Genomic DNA, 24,148 nt, shown 5'->3' on the forward strand with positions numbered 1-24,148 from the left:
GGGGCGGGCCCCGCGGGTTGGGGGGGCGCGCGGGGGGGGGGGGGGGGGGCGGGGGGGGGGGCACAGCCCCCCGCCCGTCCCGGTGGTGGGGGAATGAGCGGTGCGGGGATGGCTCAGGACACGCGCCAGACCTGGTTCGCGCCGCCGTTGCTGCTCCACTGGTCCAGGGCCGTGCCCGCGGTGGTGGAGTTCTTCGGCACGTCGACGACCAGGCCGCTGTTGAGGTTCTTGAGGACGTAGGAGGTGTTCGACGCGGAGGCGTAGTCGCCGACCGCGTCGAAGGCCCACAGCTGGTTGTCGGCGCCGGAGCACGGCCACTGGACGAGGGCCCCGCCGGCGGCGGTGGAGGCACCCGACACGTCCAGGCACTTGCCGCTCCCGGCGCTGACGAGGCTGAAGACGTTGCCGTAGGCGCGGCGGAGGTGCCAGGTCTGGTTGGCGCCGCCGGTGGCGGGCCACTGGATGACGGCGGCGCCGTCACCGGTGGACGCCTTGTTGACGTCGATGACCTGCGAGCCGGCGGCGTTGGTGAGGACGTGGCCGGCCGCGCTCGGCACGGACGCGCCCGCGGTCCAGGTGCCCGCGGCGGTGTCCAGCGACCAGGAGGAGAACCAGCCGACGTTCAGCGTCGTTCCCGAGAAGGTGACCGGCAGCCAGACGAGCGGGGAGTTGCCCAGGTCGGAGGGGTTCCAGCGGTCGCCGGCGTAGATGTACGTGGTCCCCGAGGAGCCAGTGACCGGGATGACGTTCGCGGTCTGGCTGTTGTACGTCCTGGTGCCGGTGGGTGCGAACCCGGTGAACGGCGTCCACGGACCGCCCAGCGAGGTGGCGCTGGCGTACACGTTGTCGTTGGTGTTCCAGCCGGTCAGGCGGGAGCCGAGGAGGTAGTAGCGGCCGCCGGACTTCATCACCGCCGGGGACTCGTAGTCGGGCAGGAGGGCGACGGTGGAGACCGCCGACAGGTAGTCGGCGGAGAGGCGGTCGATGCGCAGGCCGTGCTGCGGGTCCCGGGACAGCAGGTAGGCGGTGCCGTCGGTGTCCTGGTAGAGCCCCAGGTCCTTGCTCTGGAAGCCCAGCGGACGGGAGCTGCCCCGGTAGGTGTACGGGCCGCAGGGGGTGGAACTGGTCGCCACCCCGACCTTCGCCTCGGAGTAGGAGGGGCTGTCGATGTGCAGGTACATCACGTAGGTGCGGGTCGAGGCGTTGTAGATCACCTTGGGCCGCTCCACGATCCGGCCCGGCCCCAGGTCGCCGCTCGACTGCCGGGGCAGTGCGCTGCTCCGGTAGGTCCAGGTCTGCAGGTCGGCCGAGCTGTAGCAGGGGATCGAACGGAAGGACGTGTCCGAGGAGTTCTCACCGGTCTTGTCCTCGCCGAACCCGTACCAGGTGCTGCCGGACTTCACGATCCCGAGGCCGTGCAGCTGCAGCCGGTTGCCGTTCTGATCCTTCCACGCGGCGCCGGGGGTGAACGTGCTCACGCCCGCCGCGTGGGCGGCGGGCAGCGGTCCGAGCACGGCTGCCGCGAGCAGCAGCAGTACCGTCACGGTGCGCCGGAGCAGCGCCGCCAGACCGGAGTTGTTCTTCAGCATGAGTCCTGCCTTGTCCGAGGTCGTGGCCGACCGGTCGAAGTGAGCCGGTGCGGGAGCGAAGAGGACCGTTCGAACGGGGGCACCGCCGCGGGCCCGTCGGTCCTCCCCCCTCCGGAGGACCGACGGGGCCCGCGGCCGTGCGGCATGCGGATCAGCTCGCCTGCGGCAGCGTCCAGTTCTGGTTGGCGGCGCCGTTGCACGTCCAGATCTGGAGCTGGGTGCCGTTGGTGGTGCTGGAGTGCGGGTCATCGAGGCACTTGCCGGTGGCGGGGTTGACCAGGGCGCCGTTGGAGGACTTCCAGTTCTGGTTGGCGGCGCCGTTGCAGGTCCACAACTCCACCAGGGTGCCGTTGGCGGTGTCGTTGTCGGTGATGTCGAGGCAGAGACCGTTGGTACGCAGGGTCTGGCCGTCGACGGTCCACTGCTGCGACGGTCCGCCGTTGCAGTCCCAGATCTGGGCCTTGGCCCCGGGTGCGGTCGATGCCTTGTAGTCGTCGAGGCACTTGCCGGCGATGCCCGACCTCACCGGGCCCGTCGGGTGGGTGCCCGCTCCCGGCAGGGCCGCGACGAGTGCGTCCTCGGCGCTCGCCGTGCTGCTGGAGGAGAGCTCCCTGAGCGGTCCCGCCCAGGACACCCCGAACCCCTTGCTGTTGGTGTCGTGGGCCGCGATCGAGCTCGCCTGGGCGTTGAGCCACGCGTCGTACGCGGTGGTGCGGGCGGCGGTGGCCAGGGTGCGCAGTCCGCGGACGAAGACGCCCTTGAACGAGACGGCGTCCGGGCCGCAGCCCGAGGACTCGCACGGCTCGGTGAGGATCCCGTTCCTGGACAGCCGGGAGATCGCCGCGTCGGCGGTCTGCCGGGCGGTGGTGAGCAGCGCGGCGTCCCCGGTGGCCCTGGCCAGCTCGGACAGGCCGGCCAGCACGACGCCCTGGTTGTAGGACCAGGTCTGCTGGCCGTTGTTCCCGCACGAGCTGGTGAGACCGTCGTTGACCAGGTGCGAGCTGTTGATCATCCCGCTGCCCTTGAACCAGTTCCACTCCTGCTTGGCCCAGTTCAGGTAGGTGGTGTCCCCCGGGATGCGGTTGTGCAGGGCGGCCGTCAGCTGGAGGAAGAGCTCGTTGGGGATGGCGTTCTTGTATCCCTTGGCCGTGCTCCACCAGACGCCGCCGCCGCAGGTCGAGTCCCAGTACTGGTGGATGTAGTCGGCGTCGGTCCTGGCCATCTGCAGGTAGGCGGCGTTCCCGGTGAGGTCGTACGCCTGGACCCAGGCCAGTGCCCACCAGCCGGTGTCGTCCAGGTACTCGTTCTCGAAGTTCGACGCCTTGTGCTTGTCGAAGGCCCCGGAGATCGCGTACGAGTACTGGGTGTCACCGGTGGTCTGCTGGTAGGTCTCGATCGTGCTCAGGGCCACCGCGGAGTTCCACCAGCCGGTGCCGATCTGGCCGGTGGCGGCGTTGTACGACTTCATCAGCGCGGCGGCGCCGTTCGCGGCGGGTGAGGCCGCCGCAGCGGTGCCGGCCGATCCGGCCAGCGCCGACGCACCGAGGGCCGTGGTCGTCAGGACCGAGCCCAGGAGCCTGGCCCGGCGCCGGCGCCGCGTGGCGCGGTCCTGGTCGCCGGGCGCGGCCGTGCTGCCGTTCGCCGAGGCGGGTGTGTGCGGGGTCGCCGGTACTCCGGCGTGCCACGCCGTGTGCTCTCTCATGTCGTTCCTCGTTCTGCGTGGGGGTGGGGGGACGGGCAGGGTGGTGCCGTGGTCCGCGGAACCGAGGGCCGGTCGGGTCAGGTCAGGAACCGGCGAGGGTCCAGGTCACGGTGTCGGTGTGGGTGGCACCGGCGATGGAGGCCGTGACGGTGAGGGTGTTGGCGCCCTGGCGGAGTTTCACGCCGGTCCACCTGAAGATGCGGTCCGAGCTGCTCCGCGCGCCCAGCGAGGCGCCGTTGAGCACGGCGGTGACCTCGGCGGCGTTGGAGTAGACCTTCACCTCGGTGGCGGCGTCGATGCGTGAGGTCCAGCGCCGGCTGGTGATGTAGAGGGTCGGTTCGGGTGACCAGTTGGCCTTGTACCAGTAGAAGGAGTCCTTGCGGGTCGAGCGGTCGCGGGTGACCAGGCCCTTGTCGTTGATGCCGGACTGGCCGCCCTCGTTGCGTCCGTCGGAGGCGAAGTCGAACATGTTCCACACGAAGCTGCCCCAGACGAAGGGCCGGGCGGCCAGCTGCTTCCAGGAGGCCTCGTGGAGGAGTGCCTGGTACTCCTCGGGGTGGAATCCGCTCTGGTAGCCGGAGGGGTTGAGGGCGTGCTGGGTGGTGTTCGCGCCGGCGCCGTACTCGGAGAGGGCGAACGTGCGCGCCGGCTGGGCCTTGTGGAGGCTGTCGGCCCAGCCGCCGAGGTCGTTGTAGGAACCGCCGTACCAGCCGTAGTACTTGTTGTACGCGGTGGTGTCCGCGTGGCCGGCGACCTTGGCGTCGTTGCCCAGGTTGTTGGCGTAGGCGCTGATCCGGTCCGGGTCCTCGCTCCTGACCAGGGCCGCCAGGCTCGCCAGCAGGTTGTTGGTGGGGGTGTCGTCGGAGCGCTGCTCGTTGCCGATGCCCCAGAAGACGATCGAGGGGTGGTTGAAGTTCTGCCGGATCAGCTCGCGCAGCTGGGTCTGCGTGCTCGCGGTGAAGGCCGCCGAGTTCGTGGTGCCGTTCACCAGCGGCACCTCGGCCCACACCACCAGGCCGGCGGCGTCGGCGAGGTTGTAGTCCTTCTGGTCGTGCTGGTAGTGCGCCATCCGGACGGCGTTGGCACCGAGTTCGCCGATGAGGGCGAAGTCCTGCGCGTGGTCGGCGTCGCTCTCGGCCCAGCCCGCGCCGGCCCGGTCCTGGTGCAGGTTGACGCCGCGCAGGCCCAGGCGCCTGCCGTTGAGCGTGAACGCGCCCGTCGGGTCGAAGCCGAAGCTGCGCAGGCCGAGCGGCTCGGTGACGACGTCCGTGACCCTCCCGACGGCGGCGTCCCGGATCTCGACGGTGGCCCGGTACTGGTACGGATCGGCCACGCCGTCCCACCGGCGGGGGTCGGCGACGGTGAGCGTCTGGACGACGTCCGCACCGGAGTTGGCCCCGATCGTCTGCGGCGCGCTGCTGCGGTCGGCGACGATCGTGCCGCTCGCGTCGGTGACGACGGCGCGCACCACCAGGGAGCGGCTGGTGGAGTTGTTGTTGAAGACCGTCGCCCGCACGTCGACCGTCGCCGAGGCCGCGGTGACGCTGCGCTGGCGCAGGTAGACGCCGGGGCCGGCGTGGTCGAGCATCCGTAGCGCGAGCTTGTCGACCGCGTAGAGGCTGACGTTGCGGTAGAGGCCGCCCTGGAAGGTGTAGTCACCGCTCAGCGGTGCGATGTCGGGGTTGTTGGCGTTCGTCACCTTGACCGCCAGCACGCTCTCCCGGCCCGGCTGGAGGTTCGCGGTGGCACCGAACCGGAAGCGGGAGTAGCCGCCCTGGTGCCGGCCCAGGTGGGCGCCGTCGATCCAGACGTCGGCGACCTGGTTGGCCCCGGCGAACTGCAGGAAGAGCATCTTCCCCGCCAGGTCCTCCGGGACGGTGACGCGGCGGCGGTACCAGCCGACGCCGCGGTAGTAGGTGCCGCCGCCGTCCGCCCCGTCCTGGGCGTTCCACGTGTGCGGCACGCTGAGGGCGCTCCACGCGCTGTCCTCGAAGGCGGGCGCCTGCGCACCGGCGACGTCACCCCGGTGGAAGCGCCACCCGGAGTTGAGGCTGAGCCAGGTACGCGATGCGGGCGGCGTGTACGTCTGCGCGGCGGCGGACGGCGCGGCGGCGGCCGCGGCGTTGCCGGCGACGAAGGTGGCGAGCGCGCCGCCGGCCAGGGTGCCGAGCACCTGCCGGCGGCTGGGGAGTTCGTGCATGGCGTGCCTTCCCGGGGTGGGGGATGCGGTCCGGCGGCCTGTGCCTCCGGGAGGGTGCGAGGGAGGACCGGCCCGATGCCGGTGACTTCGGGTGGGAACTGCGGCTCGACGCCCACGGGTACCGCGAGTGCGGGACGGCCCTGACCGGACATCCCCACCGTGCACCTGGTCGGCCCAGCCAGGGTTCACTCAGGACGCCGGAAAACAACCAAAATCACCAGTCGTGGGCATGGACCCGAGCAGTTCACGTACATGAACAGAAATCTGAAGTATGAACCGCGGCTCGAAGCGAGGCTAGGCCGGGGTGACCTCCAGGGTCAACCCTGTGGCGCCTGCCAACAGCCCTTGCCCGACCGGCCGACAGGGCCTCAGGGTTCATGTAGATGAACAACTCGGCAGAACGATCGCTTCGAATTCGACGATGTTCGACGCTCCGGCCTGCGGCTTCTCGTTCTGCCGTCATGTCGGGAAATGTTTCTTTGTCTTGAGTCTTGACCCTAGAAGAAACAAGACAGCACACTTTGGCCCAGTCCACCGCCGGGCGAAGGGCACTTCCCGGGGATGGACCAGCACCACCGGGACGTGGCGACGACGGCGACCGCCGGCAGTCCCACGAACCCCGCCGGCCTCCTGCCGGAGCATCCGTCCGCCGGACTCAACACCGCGGCTCCCCCCACCACGGCGCCCCGACCGCGGCGGCATGCCCGCGTGTTCCGTCGTCCGGGTCGCGGACGACCTCGTCAGTGTGTTGAACGGAGATGTCTCAATGTTACGGAAGCGTTGGTTGAGCGCCGCGATCGGTGGCGCACTCGTGGCGGCCGGCATCGCCGGGCAGTCCTCCGCCGCCCCTGCGGCGGCGCAGGCGAGCCCCGGATGCCCCTGGGTCGGGTCGACCGCGCCCGTCGCCGACCGGGTCGCGCAGTTGCTCGGGGCGATGTCCCAGGACCAGAAGCTGTCGATGGTGGCCGGCGACGGCAACGCCTACGCCGGAGTCGTCCCGGCCATACCGTCCCTCTGCGTGCCCGAGCTGGACCTGGAGGACGGTCCCTCGGGAGTGGGGCAGCATCTGACCGGCGTGACCCAACTGCCCTCCGCCGTAAGCGTGGCAGCCACCTGGGACACCGCCGCCGCGCAGCGGTACGGCGCGGTGATCGGCAACGAGCAGGCGGGCAAGGGCTCGGAGGTCGACCTCGGCCCGACGGTGAACCTGGTCCGCGACCCGCGGTTCGGGCGGGCCTTCGAAACCCTCGGCGAGGACCCGTACCTGGCGGGCTCCATCGGCGCCTCCGAGATCCGCGGGGTGCAGAGCCAGGGCGTGATGGCCCAGCTCAAGCACCTGGCCGTCTACAACCAGGAGACCAACCGCAACAACCCCAAGGACAACGCGATCATCGACGAGCGGACGCTGCAGGAGCTCTACCTGCCGGCCTTCCAGACCGCCGTCGAGCAGGGCGCGCCGTCCTCGGTGATGTGCTCCTACAGCACCGTCAACGGCACCTACGCCTGCCAGCACAAGGAACTGCTCACCACCGTCCTGCGCGACCAGTTCGACTTCAAGGGCTACGTCACCTCCGACTGGGGCGGCACCCACGCGGGCGCCGACTCGGCCAACGCCGGTATGGACATGGAGATGGGCAGCCGGGACTACTACGGCACCCCGCTGAAGGCCGCGCTGTCCGACGGCTCCGTCAAGCAGTCGACCCTGAACACGATGGCCGGCCGGATCCTCACCGAGATGTTCACCTTCGGCCTCTTCGACAAGGCACCCACCGGCTCGACCTCGGCCCGTGTGAGCACTGCCGCCCACGTCACCACCGGCCGTCAGGTCGCCGAACAGGGCACGGTCCTGCTGAAGAACAGCGACGGCATCCTGCCGCTGGGCACCGCCGGCGGCTCGTCCATCGCCGTCCTGGGCAGCTGGCAGAACTCCGGCGGCGGCAGCGCCTCGGTCCACGCGGACTCGGTGGTCAGCCCGCAGCAGGGCATCACCTCCCGCGCCGGGTCCGGCGTCAACGTCCAGTACTCGCAGGGATCGACGACCTCCTCGACGCTCGCCACCGTACCCGCCGGTGTCCTGACCCCCTCCTCGGGCGGCGGCACCGGGCTGACCGGCACGTACTACAACAACACCACGCTGTCCGGAAGCCCGGTGCTGACCAGGAACAGCGCCACCCTCGACGCCGACTGGGGCGGCAAGTCGCCCGGCTCCGGGGTGAACGCCACCAACTGGTCGGCGAAGTGGACCGGATCCCTGAAGGCCCCCGCCACCGGTGTGTACACCTTCGCCACCACCAGCGACGACGGCAGCCGGCTCATCGTGAACGGCAGGAAGCTGATCGACCAGTGGGGCGACCAGGCGCCCACCCCCCGGTCGGTGAGCATCACGCTCACGGCCGGCCAGACCGTCCCGGTGGAGATCGACTACTACAACAAGGACGGCGGCAGCGAGCTCAGCTTCTCCTGGACTCCCGCCGACTACAGCAACAGCTCCATCAGCGCGGCTGTGGAACTGGCCAGGAAGTCGTCCGTCGCGGTGGTCTTCGCGAAGACCGACGAGTCCGAGGGATCCGACCTGAAGGACATCGAACTCCCCGGTGACCAGAACCAGTTGATCGCCCAGGTGGCCGCGGTCAACCCGCACACCGTCGTCGTCCTCAACACCGGGTCCGCCGTCACGATGCCCTGGATCGACAAGGTCGACGGCGTGCTGGAGAGCTGGTACGCCGGGCAGAGCGAGGGCACCGCGATCGCCTCGCTGCTGTTCGGCGACGTCAACCCCTCGGGAAAGCTCCCCGTGAGCTTCCCCAGGGCACTGACCGACGTCCCCGCGCAGACCGCCGCGCAGTGGCCCGGCCAGGACGGCCAGGTCCGCTACTCCGAAGGTCTGGCCATGGGCTACCGCTGGTACCAGTCCAAGGGCATCGCCTCCCTCTTCCCGTTCGGATACGGCCTCTCGTACACGACGTTCGGATACAGCGACCTCCACGTCACCGGCCCGGACGCGCACGGCGACTCGACCGTCACCGCCACCGTCAGGAACACCGGCAGCCGCGCCGGCGCCGACGTCGCCCAGCTCTACGTCACCGCCCCCGCCGCCGTCGGCGAGCCCGGCAAGCAGCTCAAGGGCTTCCAGCGGGTCGACCTGCAGCCCGGGGCGAGCCGGCAGATCAGCTTCTCCGTGCCGATGCACGACCTGTCCTCCTGGAACGCCTCCACCGACAAGTGGACCGCCACCACCGGCACCTACGGGATCGGCGTCGGAAACACCTCGGCCGCCCCCCAGCTGTCCGGCACCCTGAACGTGACCTCCACCAGCACCGGCAACACGGTCAAGGTCACCAATCCGGCCGGCATGAGCAGCCCCGTCGGCACCGCCGCGAGCCTGGCCCTGCGCGCCACCGACTCGGCATCCGGTCAGACCCTGCGCTGGACGGCGACCGGCCTGCCCGCCGGACTGGCCGTCGACGCCGGCACCGGCAGGATCTCCGGAACCGCCACCTCCGCCGGGACCACCACCGTCACGGCCACCGCCACGGACGGCACCGGCGCGGCCGGAAGCACCTCGTTCGTGTGGACCACCACCGCGCCGGCCAGGACCGGCCCGATCGTCTCCAGGCTCTCCTCGTCACTGTGCCTGGACGACCGGGCGGCGAGCACGACCGACGGCAACCCGGTCACGGTCTACGGCTGCAACGGCTCCGCCGCCCAGCAGTGGACCGTGGCGGGCAGCACGCTCCGGGTCCTGGGCAAGTGCCTGGACGTCGCCGCCGCCGGTACCGCCAACAAGACCCTCGTCCAGCTCTACACCTGCAACGGAACCGGTGCGCAGGCCTGGCAGGCCCGCTCCGACGGCACCCTCCTGAACTCCGCCTCCGGCCGCTGCCTGGACATCCCGGCCGCCTCCACCACCCCCGACACCCAGCTCCAGATCTACGACTGCAACACCACCAACGCCCAGAAGTGGACGCTGCCCTGACCGGTCCGCGCCGCCAGTAGGCCCGGCTGTTCCGTACGACCTCTGTCCCGTCGGGCGGGCGACCCGCCCGACGGGACACCACCACCCAGCGAAGGACGTCACCCGCCATGCCCGAATTCCCCGGACGCAGATCGAGCATCCCCGCCCCCTCGCGCCGCCGGGTGCTGTCCACGCTCGCCGCCGGCGCCGCCGCGGTGCCCGTCCTCGCGGCCTGCTCCGCCCCGAGCAGTCCCGCCCGCGGCAACGTCTCCGCTGCGCCCACCGCCCTCCCGAGCGCACCCGCCAAGCCGGTCACCCTGAACGTGCTGGACGTGGCGGGGAATCTCGCGCTGACCAAGCCGATGATCGAGGCGTTCAAGGACGCGCATCCCGAGATCGTCTCGCGGGTGACGTACAGCACCGGTACCGCGCCCCAGCTGGCCGCGAAGGTGCAGGCGCAGCAGCAGGCGGGCAACGTGCAGATCCATCTGGTGCTCACGGGTACCGACGGTCTGGCGGCGGGCATCCAGAACGGGTTGTGGTACGCGTTGAAGCCCTACTACGACGCGTTCTTCCCGGATCTGACGGCCAACTACCAGCCGGCCGCGGCGGCGATGGCCTCGTTGGCACAGGACCAGGGGATCGAGCTGGTCTGGTATCCGTCGGGGCCGTTGCTGGAGTACGACCCGGCGAAGGTCGCGACGCCTCCAGCCACCGCCGACGCCCTGCTGGACTGGGCGAAGGCGAATCCGGGGAAGTTCCAGTACGCGCGGCCGGCGAACTCCGGCCCGGGGCGGACCTTCCTGATGGGCCTGCCGTACCTGCTGGGAGACTCCGACCCCACGGACCCGGTCAACGGGTGGTCGAAGACGTGGGCCTATCTGACCGAGCTGAACAAGCACGTCGACTCGTATCCGGCGGGAACGACCGCGACGATGAAGAACCTTGCGGCCGGTACCGTCCAGATGGTCGCCACGACCACGGGCTGGTACGTCAATCCGCGTGCGCTGGGCACGGTTCCGCCCGGGATGAAGGTCGCGAAGTTCTCCTCGTTCACCTGGGTGAGCGACGCCCAGTTCGGGGTGATCCCCAAGGGTGTCGAGCCCGACGTGCTGACCGCCGTGCTGCGGTTGCTGGCGTGGATGCTCACTCCCGAGCAGCAGGCGTTCGCCTATGACGAGGGCTACTTCTATCCCGGTCCGGCGGTGAAGGACGTGCCGTTGAGCAAGGCCCCGGCCGCCTCTCAGAAGGTCGTCGAGCAGTTCGGGGAGCCCGAGTTCGACGCCTGGATCAAGCAGTACCCGATCAAGAACTCCTTGCCGGCCACCACCCAGGTCACGGCCTTCGACCTGTGGGACCGCCAGATCGGTTCGACGAAATGAGCGGAACCCCCTCGATGACCCCCATCGCATCCGACCCGAAGTCCGGCCCGGTTCCCGGCCCGCCGCCCGAACAGCCGCCACCGGGTGCCGGGCGTCCCGCGTCGCAGTTGCGTGAGCTGCGGCTGCAGGGCGTCACCCGCGCCTACGGCGCGCACACCGCGCTGCATCCGCTCGATCTGACGCTGCACGGTGGTGAGTTCGTCGCACTGCTCGGCCCTTCGGGATGCGGCAAGACGACGGCCCTGAACTGTCTGGCGGGCCTGCTGCCCCTGACGGGAGGTCAGATCACGCTGGACGGCCGTCGGATCGACACCCTGCCGCCGGAGAAGCGCGACTTCGGGATGGTCTTCCAGAACTACGCCCTCTTCCCGCACCTCACCGTGCGCGCCAATGTCGCCTTCGGGTTGAGGATGCGCAAGGTCGGCAAGGCGGAGACCGAGCGCCGGGTGAACGAGGTGCTGCGGCTGGTCAGGCTCGGCGAGCAGGCCGGCAAGCATCCCGGGCAGTTGTCGGGCGGCCAGCAGCAGCGGGTCGCGATCGCCCGTGCCATCGTCCTGGAGCCGCCGCTGGTGCTGATGGACGAGCCGCTGTCGAACCTGGACGCGGCGCTGCGGCTGGAGATGCGCACCGAGATCCGCCGCATCCACCAGCAGTTCGGCCTGACGACCCTCTACGTGACCCACGACCAGGAGGAGGCACTGTCGCTGGCCGACCGCCTGGTCGTCCTGCACGAGGGGCGGGTCAGCCAGATCGGCACCCCCGCCGACCTGTACGAGCATCCCGCCAACGCGCACGTGGCCGCGTTCATGGGCTACCGCAACCTGCTCCACCTGGAGGTCGCCTCCGCCGACGCCGGCGGCACGCTGGCCCGCGGCCGGGGCCTCGCCCTGCGCGGCACGCCGGTCGCCGACCGCCCGCTGGTCGCGGGCGAGCAGGCCGTCGTCGCGATCCGCCCCGAGGACATCCACCTCGCCCAGGACGGCGGCCGCGCCGATGTGGAGGCCATCGCCGAGATCGTCGAGTACCACGGACGGCAGTTCCACGTGGAGGCCCTCACCCGCGAGGGCGACCGCATCCACTTCACCACCACCGCCTCCGTGCGCCCGCACGACGCCCTGTCGCTGACGATCCCCGCCGAACGCGCCCTGGTCTTCCCCCAGGGCCCCCGGGGAGCGGCCGCATGACCATGACCCTGTCGCCGCCGGGAGCCGCGCCCGGCCCCGCGAGGCAACGCGCCGCGCTGCGGCACCGCCTGGCCGAACGCGGTGTCGACCGGACCCTGCTCCTGCTGCTGCCGGGGCTGCTCGCCGTGGTCGCGCTGTTCTGCTACCCGTTCCTCTACGGACTGCAGATCTCCTTCCAGCCGGACACCGGCGGTTTCCTCGGCTCCTACCGCGCCTTCTTCGGCGACTCCTTCTCGGTCGGCTCCATCGCCATCACCTTCGAACTCGCGCTGCCCGCCGCGCTGATCAACGTCGGCGCGGCCGTGCCCGTCTCCTACGGCATGCGCCGCGACTTCCGCGGCAAGCGCCTCCTGCTGGGCCTGCTCGTGGTCCCGATCACCCTGGGCACGGTGCTGACCGCCGAGGGCATCGTGGAGTTCTTCGGCCCGGTCGGCTGGTTCAACCAGACCCTGCACGCCCTGGGCCTGGCCGACACACCCGTACAACTCACCTACAACTACTGGGGCGTACTGCTCTCACTGATCATCAGCGGCTTCCCCTTCGCCTTCCTGCTCACCCACTCCTACCTCTCCGGCATCCACCCCGCCCTGGAGAAAGCCGCGGCCACCCTCGGCGCCGACCGGCGACAGCGCTTCCGCCACATCACCTTCCCGCTGCTGCTCCCCGGGCTCCTGACGACGTTCTGCCTCACCTTCGTCCTGGCCTTCGCCGTCTTCCCCTCCGCGATGATGGTCGGCGACCCCGACGGCCGGACCCACGTCATCTCCATCGCGGCCTACGAAGTCGCCCTGGAGCACTTCGACTACTCCCAGGGCTGCGCCATCGCCATGGTGATGACCGCCCTCATGCTCGCCGTCATCGGCGCCGCCATGGGCCTGCGCAGCCTCCTCTACCGCGGCTCGACAGGAGGCAAGGGATGAGCACCACCACACCCGCGGCCACGACCACGACCACCGCCGATCGTCCGGGCGGCACCGGCACGCACCACCGGGCACGCCGGCGCCGCTCCCTGGCCCTGCGGCCGGGAAGCTGGCTGGTCTGGGCCGCCCTCGCGTTCTTCTTCCTCAACCTCCTCGGTGTCATCGGCGCCGTCGTCCTGAACTCCTTCGGCCGGACCTGGTTCGCCGGCTGGGCGCCGGACGGCTACACCACCGGCTGGTACAGCAAGGCCTGGAAGGAGTTCGGCCTCGGCCAGGTCATGTGGGTCACCATCGAGGTCTCCTTCCTGGTCGTGGCCCTGTCCCTGCTGCTGGCCGTACCCGCCTCCTACGCCCTGGCCCGCCGCGACTTCCCCGGCAAGCGCCTGCTGACCACGCTGTTCGTCCTGCCGATCCTGGTACCGCCGATCGCCTACGGCATCCCGCTGGCCACCGTGCTGTACAAGTTCCACCTGGCCGGCTCGCTCACCGGCGTCGTCCTGGCCAACCTGGTGCCCTCCATCCCCTTCGTGGTCTTCACCATGACGCCCTTCATCGAGCAGATCGACTCCCGCCTCGAAGCGGCGGCCCGGATGTGCGGTGCCTCCACCCGTTCGGTCCTCGTCCGCGTCCTGGGCCCGCTGCTCCTGCCCGGAATGCTCGCCGCGGGGATCCTCGTCCTGGTCCGCACCTTCGGGATGTTCGAGCTGACCTTCCTCACCTCGGGTCCCGACAGCCAGACCCTGATCGTGTCCCTGTTCTCGGCCGCGTTCTCGGCCGGGATCCGCACGCCCCAGTCCATCGACGCCATGGCCGTCATCTACACCGCCTCCATGGCCGTCCTCCTGCTCGTCGCCCTGCGCTTCGTCAACCCCACCCAACTCGTCGCCCGCAGCTCGAACTGACCCCCACCCGTGCCGGACCACCCGAAGGACCGCCCATGACGTCATCGATACCACCGCACGGGTTCCCCTGTGCTGCCGGTTCCCAGCGCCGTAGCTGGTGGAGCCTGCTCGCCGTAGCCGCGCTGCTGGCCTCGTTCCTGTACGGAACGGCAGTCTCCACCGCTCCGCCCGCGGCCGCGTCGGCCAACGGCGCCGGGCTGAAGCCCCTGTCGGGCTGGAGCAGTTGGAGCTTCATCCGGAAGGATCCGACGGAGGCGAACATCCAGGCGCAGGCCGCCGCGCTGGCCTCCACCGGCCTGGTGAGCCACGGCTACAACTACATCAACATCGACGACTTCTACTACCTCGACCCCGGCACGAACGTCGACGCCTACGGTCGCTGGGTGGTGGACACCGCCAGGTTCCCGCACGGCATGAAGGCCCTCGGGGACTACGTGCACGGCAAGGGCGAGAAGTTCGGCCTGTACCTCACGCCCGGGATCCCGGTCGCCGCGTACAACCAGAACACCCCGATCGAGGGGACGTCCTTCCACGCCCGCGACATCGTCTCCGACACCACGCACTACGAGACGAACTACAACTTCCGCGACGGCGCGATGTACTTCATCGACTACGCCAAGAACCCCGCCGCGGCGCAGGCCTTCCTCAACTCGTGGGCGAAGCTGCTGGCCTCCTACGGCGCCGACTACCTCAAGATGGACGGCGTCCACACCTCCGACAAGGCCGACGTCCAGCACTGGTCGGAGGCACTCGACCAGTCCGGGCGCCTCATCCACTTCGAGCTCTCCAACGCCCTCGACATCAACCAGGGTCCGTTCTGGAGGCAGTACTCCAACGGCTGGCGGGTCGGCGGCGACGTGGAGTGCTACTGCAGCACCCTGACGAACTGGGGCCAGGTCTCCAAGCGGTTCGACACCCTGCCGGCCTGGGTGCAGTACGACGGCGCCGGCGGGTACGGCGACCCGGACTCCATCGAGGTCGGCAACGGGGCGAACACCGGCCTGACCGTCGAGGAGCGCCGCACCCAGCTCAGCCTGTGGGCCGTCTCGGCGGCGCCGCTGATCCTCGGCACCGACCTGACCCACATGGACTCCGGCGACCTGGCCCTGCTGACCAACGACGAGATCCTCGCCGTCGACCGGACGGGCCGTCCCGCCCACCCCGTGGTCCAGGGTGCGCAGCAGCAGACCTGGTGGGCCTACAACGCCGACGGCTCCTACACGGTGGGCCTGTTCAACCTCGGCGGCTCCACCGCGAACGTCACCGCGAACTGGTCGGACCTGGGCTTCACCGGGAACGCCACCGTCCGCGACCTGTGGAGCCACACCGACCTCGGCACCTCCGGCGGCAGGTTCACCGGCTCGGTCCCCGGTCACGGCTCCCGCGTGCTGCGCGTCACCCCGGCCGCCGGACACGGCACCATCGGCACCCCGCTGGTCAGCAAGCGCTCCGGCCGCTGCGCCGACTCCCCGCAGGGCACCACCTACAACGGGGTCCAGCTGCAGGTCTGGGGCTGCAGCGGCGGCCCGAACCAGAACGTCACCTACAGCACGTCCGACAAGACCCTGCGCCTCGAAGGCAAGTGCTTCGACGCGCACGACAAGCAGACGGCCGCCGGCACGCACGTCGAGATCTACGACTGCAACGGCGGGAGCAACCAGCAGTGGAACAGGAACAGCAACGGCACCATCACCGGTGTCCAGTCGGGCCTCTGCCTGGACGTCACCGGTGCGGCCAACCCCAACGGCGCCGGCCTGGAGCTCTGGACCTGCAACGGCGGGGACAACCAGCAGTGGACCCTCAAGTGACCGGCACCCCCCTGGCAACCGACGCATTCGCACGTATGGAGGACAGATGAAATCACGATGGGTGGTCATGGCGCTGGCGGCAGCCGTCAGCGTGGGGCTGGTGGGTCCGCAGGCCCTGGTGCAGACGGCCTCGGCCTCGGACAACGGCATCGCCGTCAACGCCCCGCTGATGGGCTGGAGCGGGTGGGGTTTCCTGCAGCGGGATCCCTCCGCCGCCAAGTTCAAGGCCCAGGTGGACGCCCTGGTGTCGAGCGGGCTGAAGGACCTCGGCTACGTCTACGCCAACATGGACGACTTCTGGTACAGGTGCCCGGGCAGCCAGGGCCCCGACGTCGACTCCAACGGCCGCTGGGTGACCGACACCTCGCTCTTCCCGAACAGCGGTTCCAAGGACGGCATGGAGGTCCTGGCGGACTACGTGCACAGCAAGGGGCTGAAGTTCGGTCTCTACGTGACCCCGGGCATCTCCGCCCAGGCCGTCGCGAAGAAGACGAAGATCATCGGCAGCTCGCACACGGCGGACGAGATCGCCACCACCAGCAGCGCGAGCAACTTCAACTGCAAGGGCATGCGCAACATCGACTTCAGCAAGCCCGGCTCGCAGGAGTTCATCGACTCCTGGGCCGACCAGTTCGCCTCCTGGGGGGTGGACTACCTCAAGCTCGACGGCGTGGGCGCGTCCAAGACCGCGGACGTGACGGCCTGGTCCAAGGCGGTGGGGCAGACCGGCCGCCCGATCGCGCTCAACCTGTCCGCCAGCCTGTCCGCGTCCAACGGCGCCACCTGGTCGTCGCTGGCCAACTCCTGGCGCATCGACGGCGACATCGGCGCCAGCCCGAAGGGCTACAGCTTCCCGCTCACCAGCTGGGCCAACGTCTCCAGGCGGTTCGACGACGCCGCGAAGTACCAGCCCTACGCCGGGAAGGGCGGCTGGAACGACCTCGACTCGTTCGGCGTCGGCAACGGCGAGAACGACGGACTCACCCCTCCGCAGCGGCAGACCAACATGGCTCTGTGGGCGCTGGCCAGCTCGCAGTACATGCTGGGTGCCGACCTGACCCATCTCGACGCGGGTGACAAGGCGCTGCTGGCCAACAAGCGGCTCATCGCGATCGACCAGGACGGCATCCCCGCCTCCCGGTTCGTCAAGGACGGCAACGAGCAGGTCTTCGCCAAGCGCGAGAAGAACGGCACCTGGTACATCGGTGTGTTCAACACCGACACCTCGGCCAGCCACACCTTCAGCCTTCCGCTGGCCCAGCTCGGGCTGACGGGCACGGCGAAGATCACCGACATGATCAACAACGACAAGCCGCTCGGCACCGTCAGCACCTACACCACCGGTGTGGCCGCCGGCGGCGTCGCCCTCATCTCCGCCGTCCCCACCTCCGGGACGGGCGGCACCGGCCAGCTGGTGAGCGCCCAGACCGGCAAGTGCGCCGACACCGCCGGCGGCAACGTCTACTTCCCCGGCACCAAGGAGCAGATCTGGGACTGCAACGGCGGCATCAACCAGCTGTTCTCGCCGACCTCCTCCGGCGAGCTGCGCACGATGGGCGCCACCGAGTGCCTCGACGTGTACGAGGGCTCCACCGCTCCCGGCGCCAAGGTCAACCTGTGGGAGTGCAACGGTAGTTCGGCCCAGAAGTGGACGATCAAGAGCGACGGCACCGTCGTCGCCGACAAGTCCGGCCTGTGCCTGGACGTGACCGGCGCGAAGACCGAGAACGGCACCCCGCTGCAGCTGTGGACGTGCAACGGCACCTCGGCCCAGAAGTGGTCCCTGGTCCCCCGCTGACCCCCGCACACACCGGTCGACGTCAGGCCGGCCTCACCCCGGCCGCCGCTTCGCAGCGGCGGCCGGGGCACCGTCACGACCGGACCGTCACGGGCGGCCCGACCCGACGGCGGCCCACGCAGAACGCCCGGCCGGGAATCCCCGGCCGGGCGCCCGCACGGACCGCCCGCGGCCGGAACGACCGGCCACGGGCGGCAACGACTCCTCAGCACCCGCCTACCAGCGCGGGACGGTGGGCGTGGTCCACTCCGGGTCGGCCTTGCGCATCGCGGCGGCGTCGTCGCGGTCGCGCATCGTCCCGTCGTCGTCCAGCCAGCGCCGGTGCAGGCCGGCCAGTGCGTCGCGGTCCAACTCCACGCCCAGGCCCGGTCGGTCGGAGACGGTGAGCCGGCCGCCGGTGAAGACGTGCCGCTCGGTGATGACGTCGTCGGTCTGCCACGGGTAGTGCGAGTCGCAGGCGTAGTCCAGGTTGGGCACGGTGGCGGCGACGTGCGTCATGGCGGCCAGGCTGATGCCCAGGTGGGTGTTGGAGTGCATGGACAGGCCGACGCCGAAGGTGCGGCAGATCGTGGCGAGTTCGCGGGTGTTGCGCAGTCCGCCCCAGTAGTGGTGGTCGGAGAGCACGACCTGGACGGCCTTGCGGGCGAAGGCCTCCTCGATCTCCGGGAACGTCGTGACGCACATGTTGGTGGCCAGCGGGAGGTCGGTGCCGGCCGCGACCTGGGCCATCCGCGCGGTGGTGCTGGTCGGGTCCTCCAGGTACTGCAGGACGCCCTTCAGCTCGCGGGCGACGTACAGCGAGGTCTCCACCGACCAGGCGCCGTTGGGGTCGAGCCGCAGCGGCTGTCCGGGGAACGCCTCGGCGAGGGCGCGGATCGCCGCGATCTCCTCGTCGGGCGGGAAGACGCCGCCCTTCAGCTTGAAGGACCCGAAGCCGTACGTGTCGGCGAACCGGCGGGCCTGCGCGACCACACCCGCGGGGTCGAGGGCGGCTCCCCAGTCGTCCTGCTCACCCTGGCCCTGCGGATGGGAGGCGAGCCGGTAGAAGAGGTAGGCGCTGTAGTCGACGGCATCGCGGACCTTGCCGCCGAGCAGCGCGTGCACCGGCAGTCCGAGGGACTTCCCGAGAGCGTCCAGGCATGCCACCTCGAAACCGGAGATGACCGACAGCCGCAGCTTGTCGGCGGTCTGGACGCCGCGCAGTCCGCCGACGTCGACCGAGTCGGAGACCTCGGAGGGATCGGTGCAGACCCGCTCCGCCAGGGTGAAGAGGCCGTTCAGGTCGCTGACCGAGTGGCCGGGGAGCGCGGCGGCCAGCGGTGCGGCCAGGTCCAGGTAGCGGGTGTCGCCGTAGGTCTCGCCCACTCCGGACGTGCCGTCGGCGGTGATGACCTCGATGACCAGCCTTGGCGTGTACGGCTGGTGGACGCCCTGGGTGTTGAGGAGCGGTGGGTCGGCGATCAGGATCGGGGTCAGCCGGACCTCGGCGACGGCAAGGGCGGTCGATGTACCCACCACATGATCTGTCTTCATATGTGAATTCTGTTCACCCATAAGTCCAAATCCTAGGTCCGGCCGACCATGCCCGTCAACGAAATCCGCACTTCGCGGAGGCCTTCCTCGGCGACCTCCGCCCCGTCATGTGCGCGGCGCGGCCCAGCCGTTCCCCGAGGCGCGCAGCTCTGGACTGAACCCCGACTACAGGCTAAATTAATCAACATGTCACACGCCGGGACGGCGTCAGGCGGTCACGCGCTCCAGGAGATCGCGGACGCCGCTTTGCGGACAGCAGGCACACGTCAGGGTCTCCGTGGCCGGCCCGGCCCCGGCCAGATCGCCCGAGGGCCGGCACGTCCCGCGCTCGGGCAGCGAGGTCACCGTCATCGCTCCACTCGCGGACTGCCGCCGCAGGCACCGTGGCCCCGGGAGTCACCGCGTGCGCCACCGTACAGAGAGGACCGGCGGGTTGAGGCAGGAACGAGAATCGCGGGCCCTCGGGAGGACGGTTCGTCAGCCGAGTGGCCACCGGGACCGCCGGGTGCCGGGCGTCCGGGCGGCCCGCCGGCCGATCCGATCGGCCTGCCCGTTCCTCCCCGGTGATGTTGAGGCCTATCCTGTACCTGTTCGGTTCCGGTGCTTTCCGTGCGATGTCACGGCATCTGATGTGTACGACAGGGGATGGTCATGGCGGATGCAGCGCTGCTGGCGTCCCAGCGACGTTCCCTCATCGTCGACCTCGTGCGCCGGTCGGGTGCTGTCCGGGTGTCCGACCTCGTCGAGCAGTTCGGGGTCTCCGACATGACCGTCCGACGCGATCTCGACGCGCTCGCCAGAGCCGGAGCGGTGCAGAAGGTCCACGGAGGCGCCGTGGCCAATCCCGGCGGCGCCGTCGACGAACCCGGCTTCGAGGCCAAGTCCGGCCGGGAGTCCGCCGCGAAGGACGCCGTCGCCGACGCGGCGGCCGCGCTCGTCGAAGCCGGCACCGTCATCGCCCTCTCGGCCGGGACCACGACCTACGCGGTGGCCACCCGGCTGCTGAGCATCCCGCACCTGACCGTGGTCACCAACTCGCTCCCGATCGGCGATCTTCTGCGCGCCTCCGCCCAGGAGCAGGACGCGAGCACACCGACACTGCTGCTGACCGGAGGCTCGCCCACCCGCTCCGCGGCACTGGTCGGCCCGATCGCGGACCAGGCGATCCGCAGTCTGCACGTCGACCTGCTCATCCTCGGCGCCCACGGCGTCTCGGAGCGCGCCGGTCTGACCACCCCCAACCTCGCGGAGGCGCAGACCAACCGCGCCCTCATCTCCTCCGCCCGCCGCGTGGCGGTGGTCGCCGACCACACCAAGTGGGGGGTCGTCGGGCTCAGCAGTTTCGCCCGGCTCGACGAGATCGACCTCTTCATCACCGACGACAAGCTCGACACCCAGGCCCAGTCCCTGCTGAGGGATGCCGTCGGCACGCTGACCGTGGCGGACACAGCGCAGTCCGACGACTGACCGGCCTCCGGTCCGACGGGTCCCTGGGGCATCACCGGGCCCGGGTGACGCCGTGCGCCGGGTCAGCCCTCGGAGCTCTGGTAGCGGGCCAGTTCGTCGTCGACCATGGCCTGGGCCCTGGTCATGACGCGCGAGTTGTAGGCACCGGTGGAGCGGAGCGACAGCAGGGCGTTCTGCTGGGCGCCCGCCGCGGCCAGCATCAGCTGCAGGAACTGCTCGCGCGGATCGACACCCTCCGCCACGGCCCCGGCAGCAGGTCTCCGGCGGCGGGCCGCGGTCCAGCTGCGGACGTGGTCCAGGACCACCGGGTCGTACGGGTCGCCGTCGGGCGTCCGCAGCCCGGGGTCGTCCAGGGCGTCCGCCACCCGCTCGGACAGGGCGGAGTACAGCTCGACGAGGGCGGCGCGGTCGGCGGCCTCGTCGTCACCGGGCACGTGGAGCGCGCGGATCACCCGGGGCAGCGACAGTCCCTGCACCAGCAGGGTGGTGACGGCCACGACGAACGCGATCAGCATCAGCTGCGGCCGGTAGGGGGTGTCGGCCGGCAGGGTCTGCGCCGCGGCCACCGTGATCGCGCCCCGCATCCCGGACCAGGCGATCACCGTCCCGCCGCGCCAGCCGAACTTCTCGTTGATCCGGAAGTCGGCGTCGCTCCTGCCGCGTACCAGTCGGCCGTGGAGGCGTTCCGGGTCGGTGTTCCTGAAGCGGCGGGGCAGCTCCTGACCGGTGCTGAGCCGGTCGGCGAGGTCGTCCACCGCGGTCCGGAAGTTCTCGGCCTTGTCCGCGTCGTGCCGGAGCGAGGCGACCAGCGGAACGAGGAACAGCATCCGCACCGTGATCGCCAGCAGGGTGGCCAGCAGGCCGATCCAGACGGCGTGCGCGACGCTCTGTCCGGCGTCGTGCGCCTGGTCCAGCAGGGTCCTGAGCTGGAGCCCCATCAGCAGGAAGATGCCGCTCTCCAGCAGGAAGGCGATCGTCTGCCAGTTGACCTCCTCGGCGAGCCGGTCCCGGGCCCGCAGGAACCGGGGGCTGAGATGTCCGCTGACCAGCCCGGTCAGCACGACGGCCAGCACCCCGGAGGCGCCCAGCGCCTCGGCGGGCAGGAACGCCAGGAACGGCACCACGAAGGAGAGTGCCGTGTTGAGCACGGTGTCGGTGAGCCGCCCCCGGACCAGCACCGTCAGCAGGCCGACCAGCACCCCGATGACCGTGGCGACGACCACCGAGAGCACGAAGTCCGCCCCCACCCTCCACAGGTGCACGGTGGAGGTCGTCGCGGCGACCGCCGAGCCCAGCAGGACCAGCGAGGACGCGTCGTTGACCAGGCCCTCGCCCTCCAGGATGGTCATCAGCCGGGACGGCAGACCGAGGCGTCTGCCGATCGACGTGGCCGCGACCGCGTCGGTCGGGCTGATGATCGCGCCGAGCGCGAACGCGGCGGCCAGCCCGAGGCCCGGCAGGAGCCAGGCGAACAGATAGCCCGCGCACAGGGTGGTCGCCAGCACGAGCAGCACCGCCAGCCGCAGGATGGCCTTGAGGTCGCGCCGGAAGTCGACCGCCGGCATGTGCACGGCCGAGGCGTAGAGCAGCGGCGGCAGCACCACGGTCAGCACGAGGTCGGGTTCGACCTCGATGTGCGGCACCCCCGGCAGGAAGCTGAGCCCGAGCCCGACGACGACCAGTGCCAGCGGCGCGGCCACTCCGATCCGCCGGGACGCCAGCGCCACCGCCACGACACTGATCACACCGAGCACGGCGATCAACGTCAGTTCCACGGCTCGCCACCTCTCTGCCACGCCCACCGTGCGGTCCCCCTGCATGATGCGGGCCCGCGACGACCGGCCCCGGCTTTCCGGGCCCGCCCGGCGTGCCGACCGATGCGCGCGGACGCCTCCGGGCTTCGCGGCCCCGCGTACCGGCCGTGCGACCGGGCCCGGCAGCCGGACCAGGATCCGTCGAGCGGGGCGTGGCTCAGTTCACCGGTCGTCGGCGGCGTCGCCGGCCACGGCTGCCCCGGTCGGTCCGGGGTGGGTCGCCGACCGGTGTGCGATCCGCAGGAGCGTGATGCCGAGCGAGGGCCCCAGAGCGGCGCCGAACAGGATCTGCTGCCAGCCGGGCAGACCGGTGGTGGCGACGCCTCCGATCACGCTGACGGTGGTCAGGACGACCGTCGCGCGGACGACGGTGTGCGTTGCCGACGGGGTGGAGCGGTGCCGGGCGGTGCGGATGACGGGGTGGGGCATGGGGGTCTCCACTCGGACAGGCGGTTGGGGTGCCGCCTCCAGTGCCTCGACCCGGACGGCTCCTGGCCGGCCACGGGCGAGTGATCGTGCGGGCGTACCCGACCGGTACGGACCGGCCCCCGCCGGCGGGGGCCGGGGGCGACGACGGGTGCCCGGCCCGGGTGCCCGGGCCGGCCTCGGCCCGTGCTCAGTCGGTGACCGCCTCGGAACGGGTGGCGGCGGGACGCCTGCCCCGCCGGTCGGCGACGAGCGCGAGGGCGACACCGATGCCGACCCAGCCGGTGAGGACGAGAGCGGGGAGGCCGGTTCCCGAGCTGTCGAAGAAGGCGTTGGCCCGCAGGAGGCTGCCGGAGGCACCCGGAGGGAGGAGCTGGCCCACGCCGGCCCATCCGGTGGGGAGCCAGTTCGGGCCGGTGGCCAGGCCGGAGAGCGGATTGCCCAGGAGCATCATCAGCGCGCCGCCCAGGGCGAAGCCGGCCATCCCGAGGAGAGCCTGGAGGCCGAGGAGCGTGGTGGACAGGGCGGCCATGCCGAGGATGACGCCGAGGGCGGTGAGCCCGTAGTCGCCGTCGACCGAGTGGGTGCCGAACTGGAGCACGGCGGCGATGGCGGCACCTGCCGCGACGGAGAACAGGAGGGCGCCCGCGATGCGGGTGCGCAGCCCACGGTGCCCGGGGAAGGTGCCGCTGAGGATGAGGGCGGGGAAGATCCCGCCGAAGATCATGGGCAGGAGAGCAGCGGTCAGCCCGGCGCCGCGGGGGTCGTCCTCGGTGAAGGGCACCAGGTCGTGGACGGTGGCCCGGGTGCCCTGCTGGGCGGCGACGCCGTCGCCCAGCGCGGTGAGAGCGCTGGTGGCGGAGGGGCCGCCCGCGGTGGCGGTGTACACGTCGACCTGGTCGGCGGTGACCGCGAGGCCGCCGGCTACGTCCCGGTCCTCGATCGCGGCCTGGAGGGCGGCGGGGGTCGGGTAGAGCCGGACGGCCCAGGCGTCGCCGTCGGTCTTCTCCTGGAGGGCCTTCGCGACCTGTTCGGGGCCGGTGACGCCGATGGGGACGCGGTGCGGGCCGCTGTGGAGCGAGGGCAGTGCGAAGGCGCACAGCATGGTGGTGATCAGGGCGGCCAGGCCGAGCACCACCAGGGTGAGCTTGCGGGCCGTGCCGGGCAGGGTCTGGTTCGACATCGTCTTCTCTTTGCTTCCTGACCGCGCCGGGAGAGGCGATGCCCCTTCTCGACGGGGTGGCGGAGGTGGCCGGACGGGTACTGCGAGCCCGGGACCGCGCTCACCGGGACGAGGTGGCCGGCCCTGCGGCACGGTCGGCGGCCTGGTCGGCGGCCCTCGCGGCTTGCCGGTCGGGTGCATCGGGCGCGGGCGTCCGCTGCGACGGCGATCCGGCTCCTGAACTCGACGGCCCCGTCATGAGCGTCACGGTCATGGGCGGAAGTGCCTGGTTGTCGGTCACGGTCG

At 70.8% G+C, this 24,148-nt stretch carries 15 protein-coding genes; 8 read left to right on the top strand and 7 right to left on the bottom strand.

What is annotated here, in order from left to right:
- Positions 1–113: 113 nt before the first annotated feature.
- From ACFUK0_RS30665 to ACFUK0_RS30675, 3 genes are all read right to left on the bottom strand, one after another.
- On the bottom strand, positions 114–1,589 hold the full coding sequence (locus tag ACFUK0_RS30665) for an RICIN domain-containing protein (RefSeq protein WP_380255726.1): 1,476 nt from the start codon (positions 1,587–1,589) through the stop codon (positions 114–116).
- Positions 1,590–1,740: 151 nt separating this feature from the next.
- Positions 1,741–3,291 carry a glycoside hydrolase family 76 protein gene (locus ACFUK0_RS30670; protein ID WP_380255727.1) on the bottom strand — a complete coding sequence of 517 codons (1,551 nt, stop codon included), beginning with the start codon at positions 3,289–3,291 and terminating at the stop codon, positions 1,741–1,743.
- An 82-nt stretch (positions 3,292–3,373) separates the two neighbouring features.
- Positions 3,374–5,491 (bottom strand): glycoside hydrolase family 2 protein, encoded by a 2,118-nt coding sequence (locus ACFUK0_RS30675; RefSeq protein WP_380255728.1) that lies wholly within the window; start codon positions 5,489–5,491, stop codon positions 3,374–3,376.
- Between the two features lie 784 nt (positions 5,492–6,275).
- Here ACFUK0_RS30675 and ACFUK0_RS30680 point away from each other — a divergent pair.
- From ACFUK0_RS30680 to ACFUK0_RS30710, 7 genes are all read left to right on the top strand, one after another.
- Positions 6,276–9,467: a glycoside hydrolase family 3 C-terminal domain-containing protein gene (locus ACFUK0_RS30680; protein WP_380255729.1), complete on the top strand. Its 3,192-nt coding sequence runs from the start codon at positions 6,276–6,278 to the stop codon at positions 9,465–9,467.
- 107 nt (positions 9,468–9,574) lie between these two features.
- Complete coding sequence (locus tag ACFUK0_RS30685) at positions 9,575–10,828, top strand: extracellular solute-binding protein (RefSeq protein WP_380255730.1); 1,254 nt, start codon at positions 9,575–9,577, stop codon at positions 10,826–10,828.
- Positions 10,829–10,842: 14 nt separating this feature from the next.
- Positions 10,843–12,012 carry an ABC transporter ATP-binding protein gene (locus ACFUK0_RS30690; RefSeq protein ID WP_380255731.1) on the top strand — a complete coding sequence of 390 codons (1,170 nt, stop codon included), beginning with the start codon at positions 10,843–10,845 and terminating at the stop codon, positions 12,010–12,012.
- Complete coding sequence (locus tag ACFUK0_RS30695; RefSeq protein ID WP_380255732.1) at positions 12,009–12,932, top strand: ABC transporter permease; 924 nt, start codon at positions 12,009–12,011, stop codon at positions 12,930–12,932. Before ACFUK0_RS30690 ends, ACFUK0_RS30695 begins: the two co-directional genes overlap by 4 nt.
- Positions 12,929–13,834: an ABC transporter permease gene (locus ACFUK0_RS30700; RefSeq protein ID WP_380255733.1), complete on the top strand. Its 906-nt coding sequence runs from the start codon at positions 12,929–12,931 to the stop codon at positions 13,832–13,834. Before ACFUK0_RS30695 ends, ACFUK0_RS30700 begins: the two co-directional genes overlap by 4 nt.
- Positions 13,835–13,869: 35 nt before the next feature.
- Positions 13,870–15,642 (top strand): glycoside hydrolase family 27 protein, encoded by a 1,773-nt coding sequence (locus tag ACFUK0_RS30705; protein WP_380255734.1) that lies wholly within the window; start codon positions 13,870–13,872, stop codon positions 15,640–15,642.
- Between the two features lie 46 nt (positions 15,643–15,688).
- Entirely contained in the window at positions 15,689–17,440 is a 1,752-nt protein-coding gene (locus ACFUK0_RS30710) for a glycoside hydrolase family 27 protein (protein WP_380255735.1), read from the top strand.
- Positions 17,441–17,656: 216 nt separating this feature from the next.
- Here ACFUK0_RS30710 and ACFUK0_RS30715 read toward each other — a convergent pair whose 3' ends face one another.
- Positions 17,657–18,973, bottom strand: coding sequence for a glucarate dehydratase family protein (locus ACFUK0_RS30715; RefSeq protein ID WP_380255736.1), 1,317 nt, complete (start codon positions 18,971–18,973; stop codon positions 17,657–17,659).
- Between the two features lie 651 nt (positions 18,974–19,624).
- Here ACFUK0_RS30715 and ACFUK0_RS30720 point away from each other — a divergent pair.
- Entirely contained in the window at positions 19,625–20,440 is an 816-nt protein-coding gene (locus tag ACFUK0_RS30720) for a DeoR/GlpR family DNA-binding transcription regulator (protein ID WP_380255737.1), read from the top strand.
- A 62-nt stretch (positions 20,441–20,502) separates the two neighbouring features.
- Here ACFUK0_RS30720 and ACFUK0_RS30725 read toward each other — a convergent pair whose 3' ends face one another.
- From ACFUK0_RS30725 to ACFUK0_RS30735, 3 genes are all read right to left on the bottom strand, one after another.
- Positions 20,503–22,215 (bottom strand): cation:proton antiporter, encoded by a 1,713-nt coding sequence (locus tag ACFUK0_RS30725; RefSeq protein WP_380255738.1) that lies wholly within the window; start codon positions 22,213–22,215, stop codon positions 20,503–20,505.
- Positions 22,216–22,416: 201 nt separating this feature from the next.
- Positions 22,417–22,683, bottom strand: a complete 267-nt coding sequence (locus ACFUK0_RS30730) for a hypothetical protein (protein WP_380255739.1) — start codon at positions 22,681–22,683, stop codon at positions 22,417–22,419.
- A 187-nt stretch (positions 22,684–22,870) separates the two neighbouring features.
- Positions 22,871–23,863 (bottom strand): hypothetical protein, encoded by a 993-nt coding sequence (locus tag ACFUK0_RS30735; protein ID WP_380255740.1) that lies wholly within the window; start codon positions 23,861–23,863, stop codon positions 22,871–22,873.
- Between the last annotated feature and the right edge of the window lie 285 nt (positions 23,864–24,148).

It is taken from the genome of Kitasatospora sp. NPDC057223, from assembly GCF_042669755.1.
GTDB lineage: Bacteria > Actinomycetota > Actinomycetes > Streptomycetales > Streptomycetaceae > Kitasatospora.

Bases quoted from the DNA above. Each gene is read 5' to 3' on its own strand.
- ACFUK0_RS30670 (WP_380255727.1), bottom strand. From the start codon at position 3,291: ATGAGAGAGCACACGGCGTGGCACGCCGGAGTACCGGCGACCCCGCAC.
- ACFUK0_RS30700 (WP_380255733.1), top strand. From the start codon at position 12,929: ATGAGCACCACCACACCCGCGGCCACGACCACGACCACCGCCGATCGT.
- ACFUK0_RS30665 (WP_380255726.1), bottom strand. From the start codon at position 1,589: ATGCTGAAGAACAACTCCGGTCTGGCGGCGCTGCTCCGGCGCACCGTG.
- ACFUK0_RS30685 (WP_380255730.1), top strand. From the start codon at position 9,575: ATGCCCGAATTCCCCGGACGCAGATCGAGCATCCCCGCCCCCTCGCGC.
- ACFUK0_RS30720 (WP_380255737.1), top strand. From the start codon at position 19,625: ATGGCGGATGCAGCGCTGCTGGCGTCCCAGCGACGTTCCCTCATCGTC.
- ACFUK0_RS30730 (WP_380255739.1), bottom strand. From the start codon at position 22,683: ATGCCCCACCCCGTCATCCGCACCGCCCGGCACCGCTCCACCCCGTCG.
- ACFUK0_RS30710 (WP_380255735.1), top strand. From the start codon at position 15,689: ATGAAATCACGATGGGTGGTCATGGCGCTGGCGGCAGCCGTCAGCGTG.
- ACFUK0_RS30695 (WP_380255732.1), top strand. From the start codon at position 12,009: ATGACCATGACCCTGTCGCCGCCGGGAGCCGCGCCCGGCCCCGCGAGG.
- ACFUK0_RS30715 (WP_380255736.1), bottom strand. From the start codon at position 18,973: ATGAAGACAGATCATGTGGTGGGTACATCGACCGCCCTTGCCGTCGCC.
- ACFUK0_RS30705 (WP_380255734.1), top strand. From the start codon at position 13,870: ATGACGTCATCGATACCACCGCACGGGTTCCCCTGTGCTGCCGGTTCC.
- ACFUK0_RS30690 (WP_380255731.1), top strand. From the start codon at position 10,843: ATGACCCCCATCGCATCCGACCCGAAGTCCGGCCCGGTTCCCGGCCCG.
- ACFUK0_RS30735 (WP_380255740.1), bottom strand. From the start codon at position 23,863: ATGTCGAACCAGACCCTGCCCGGCACGGCCCGCAAGCTCACCCTGGTG.
- ACFUK0_RS30675 (WP_380255728.1), bottom strand. From the start codon at position 5,491: ATGCACGAACTCCCCAGCCGCCGGCAGGTGCTCGGCACCCTGGCCGGC.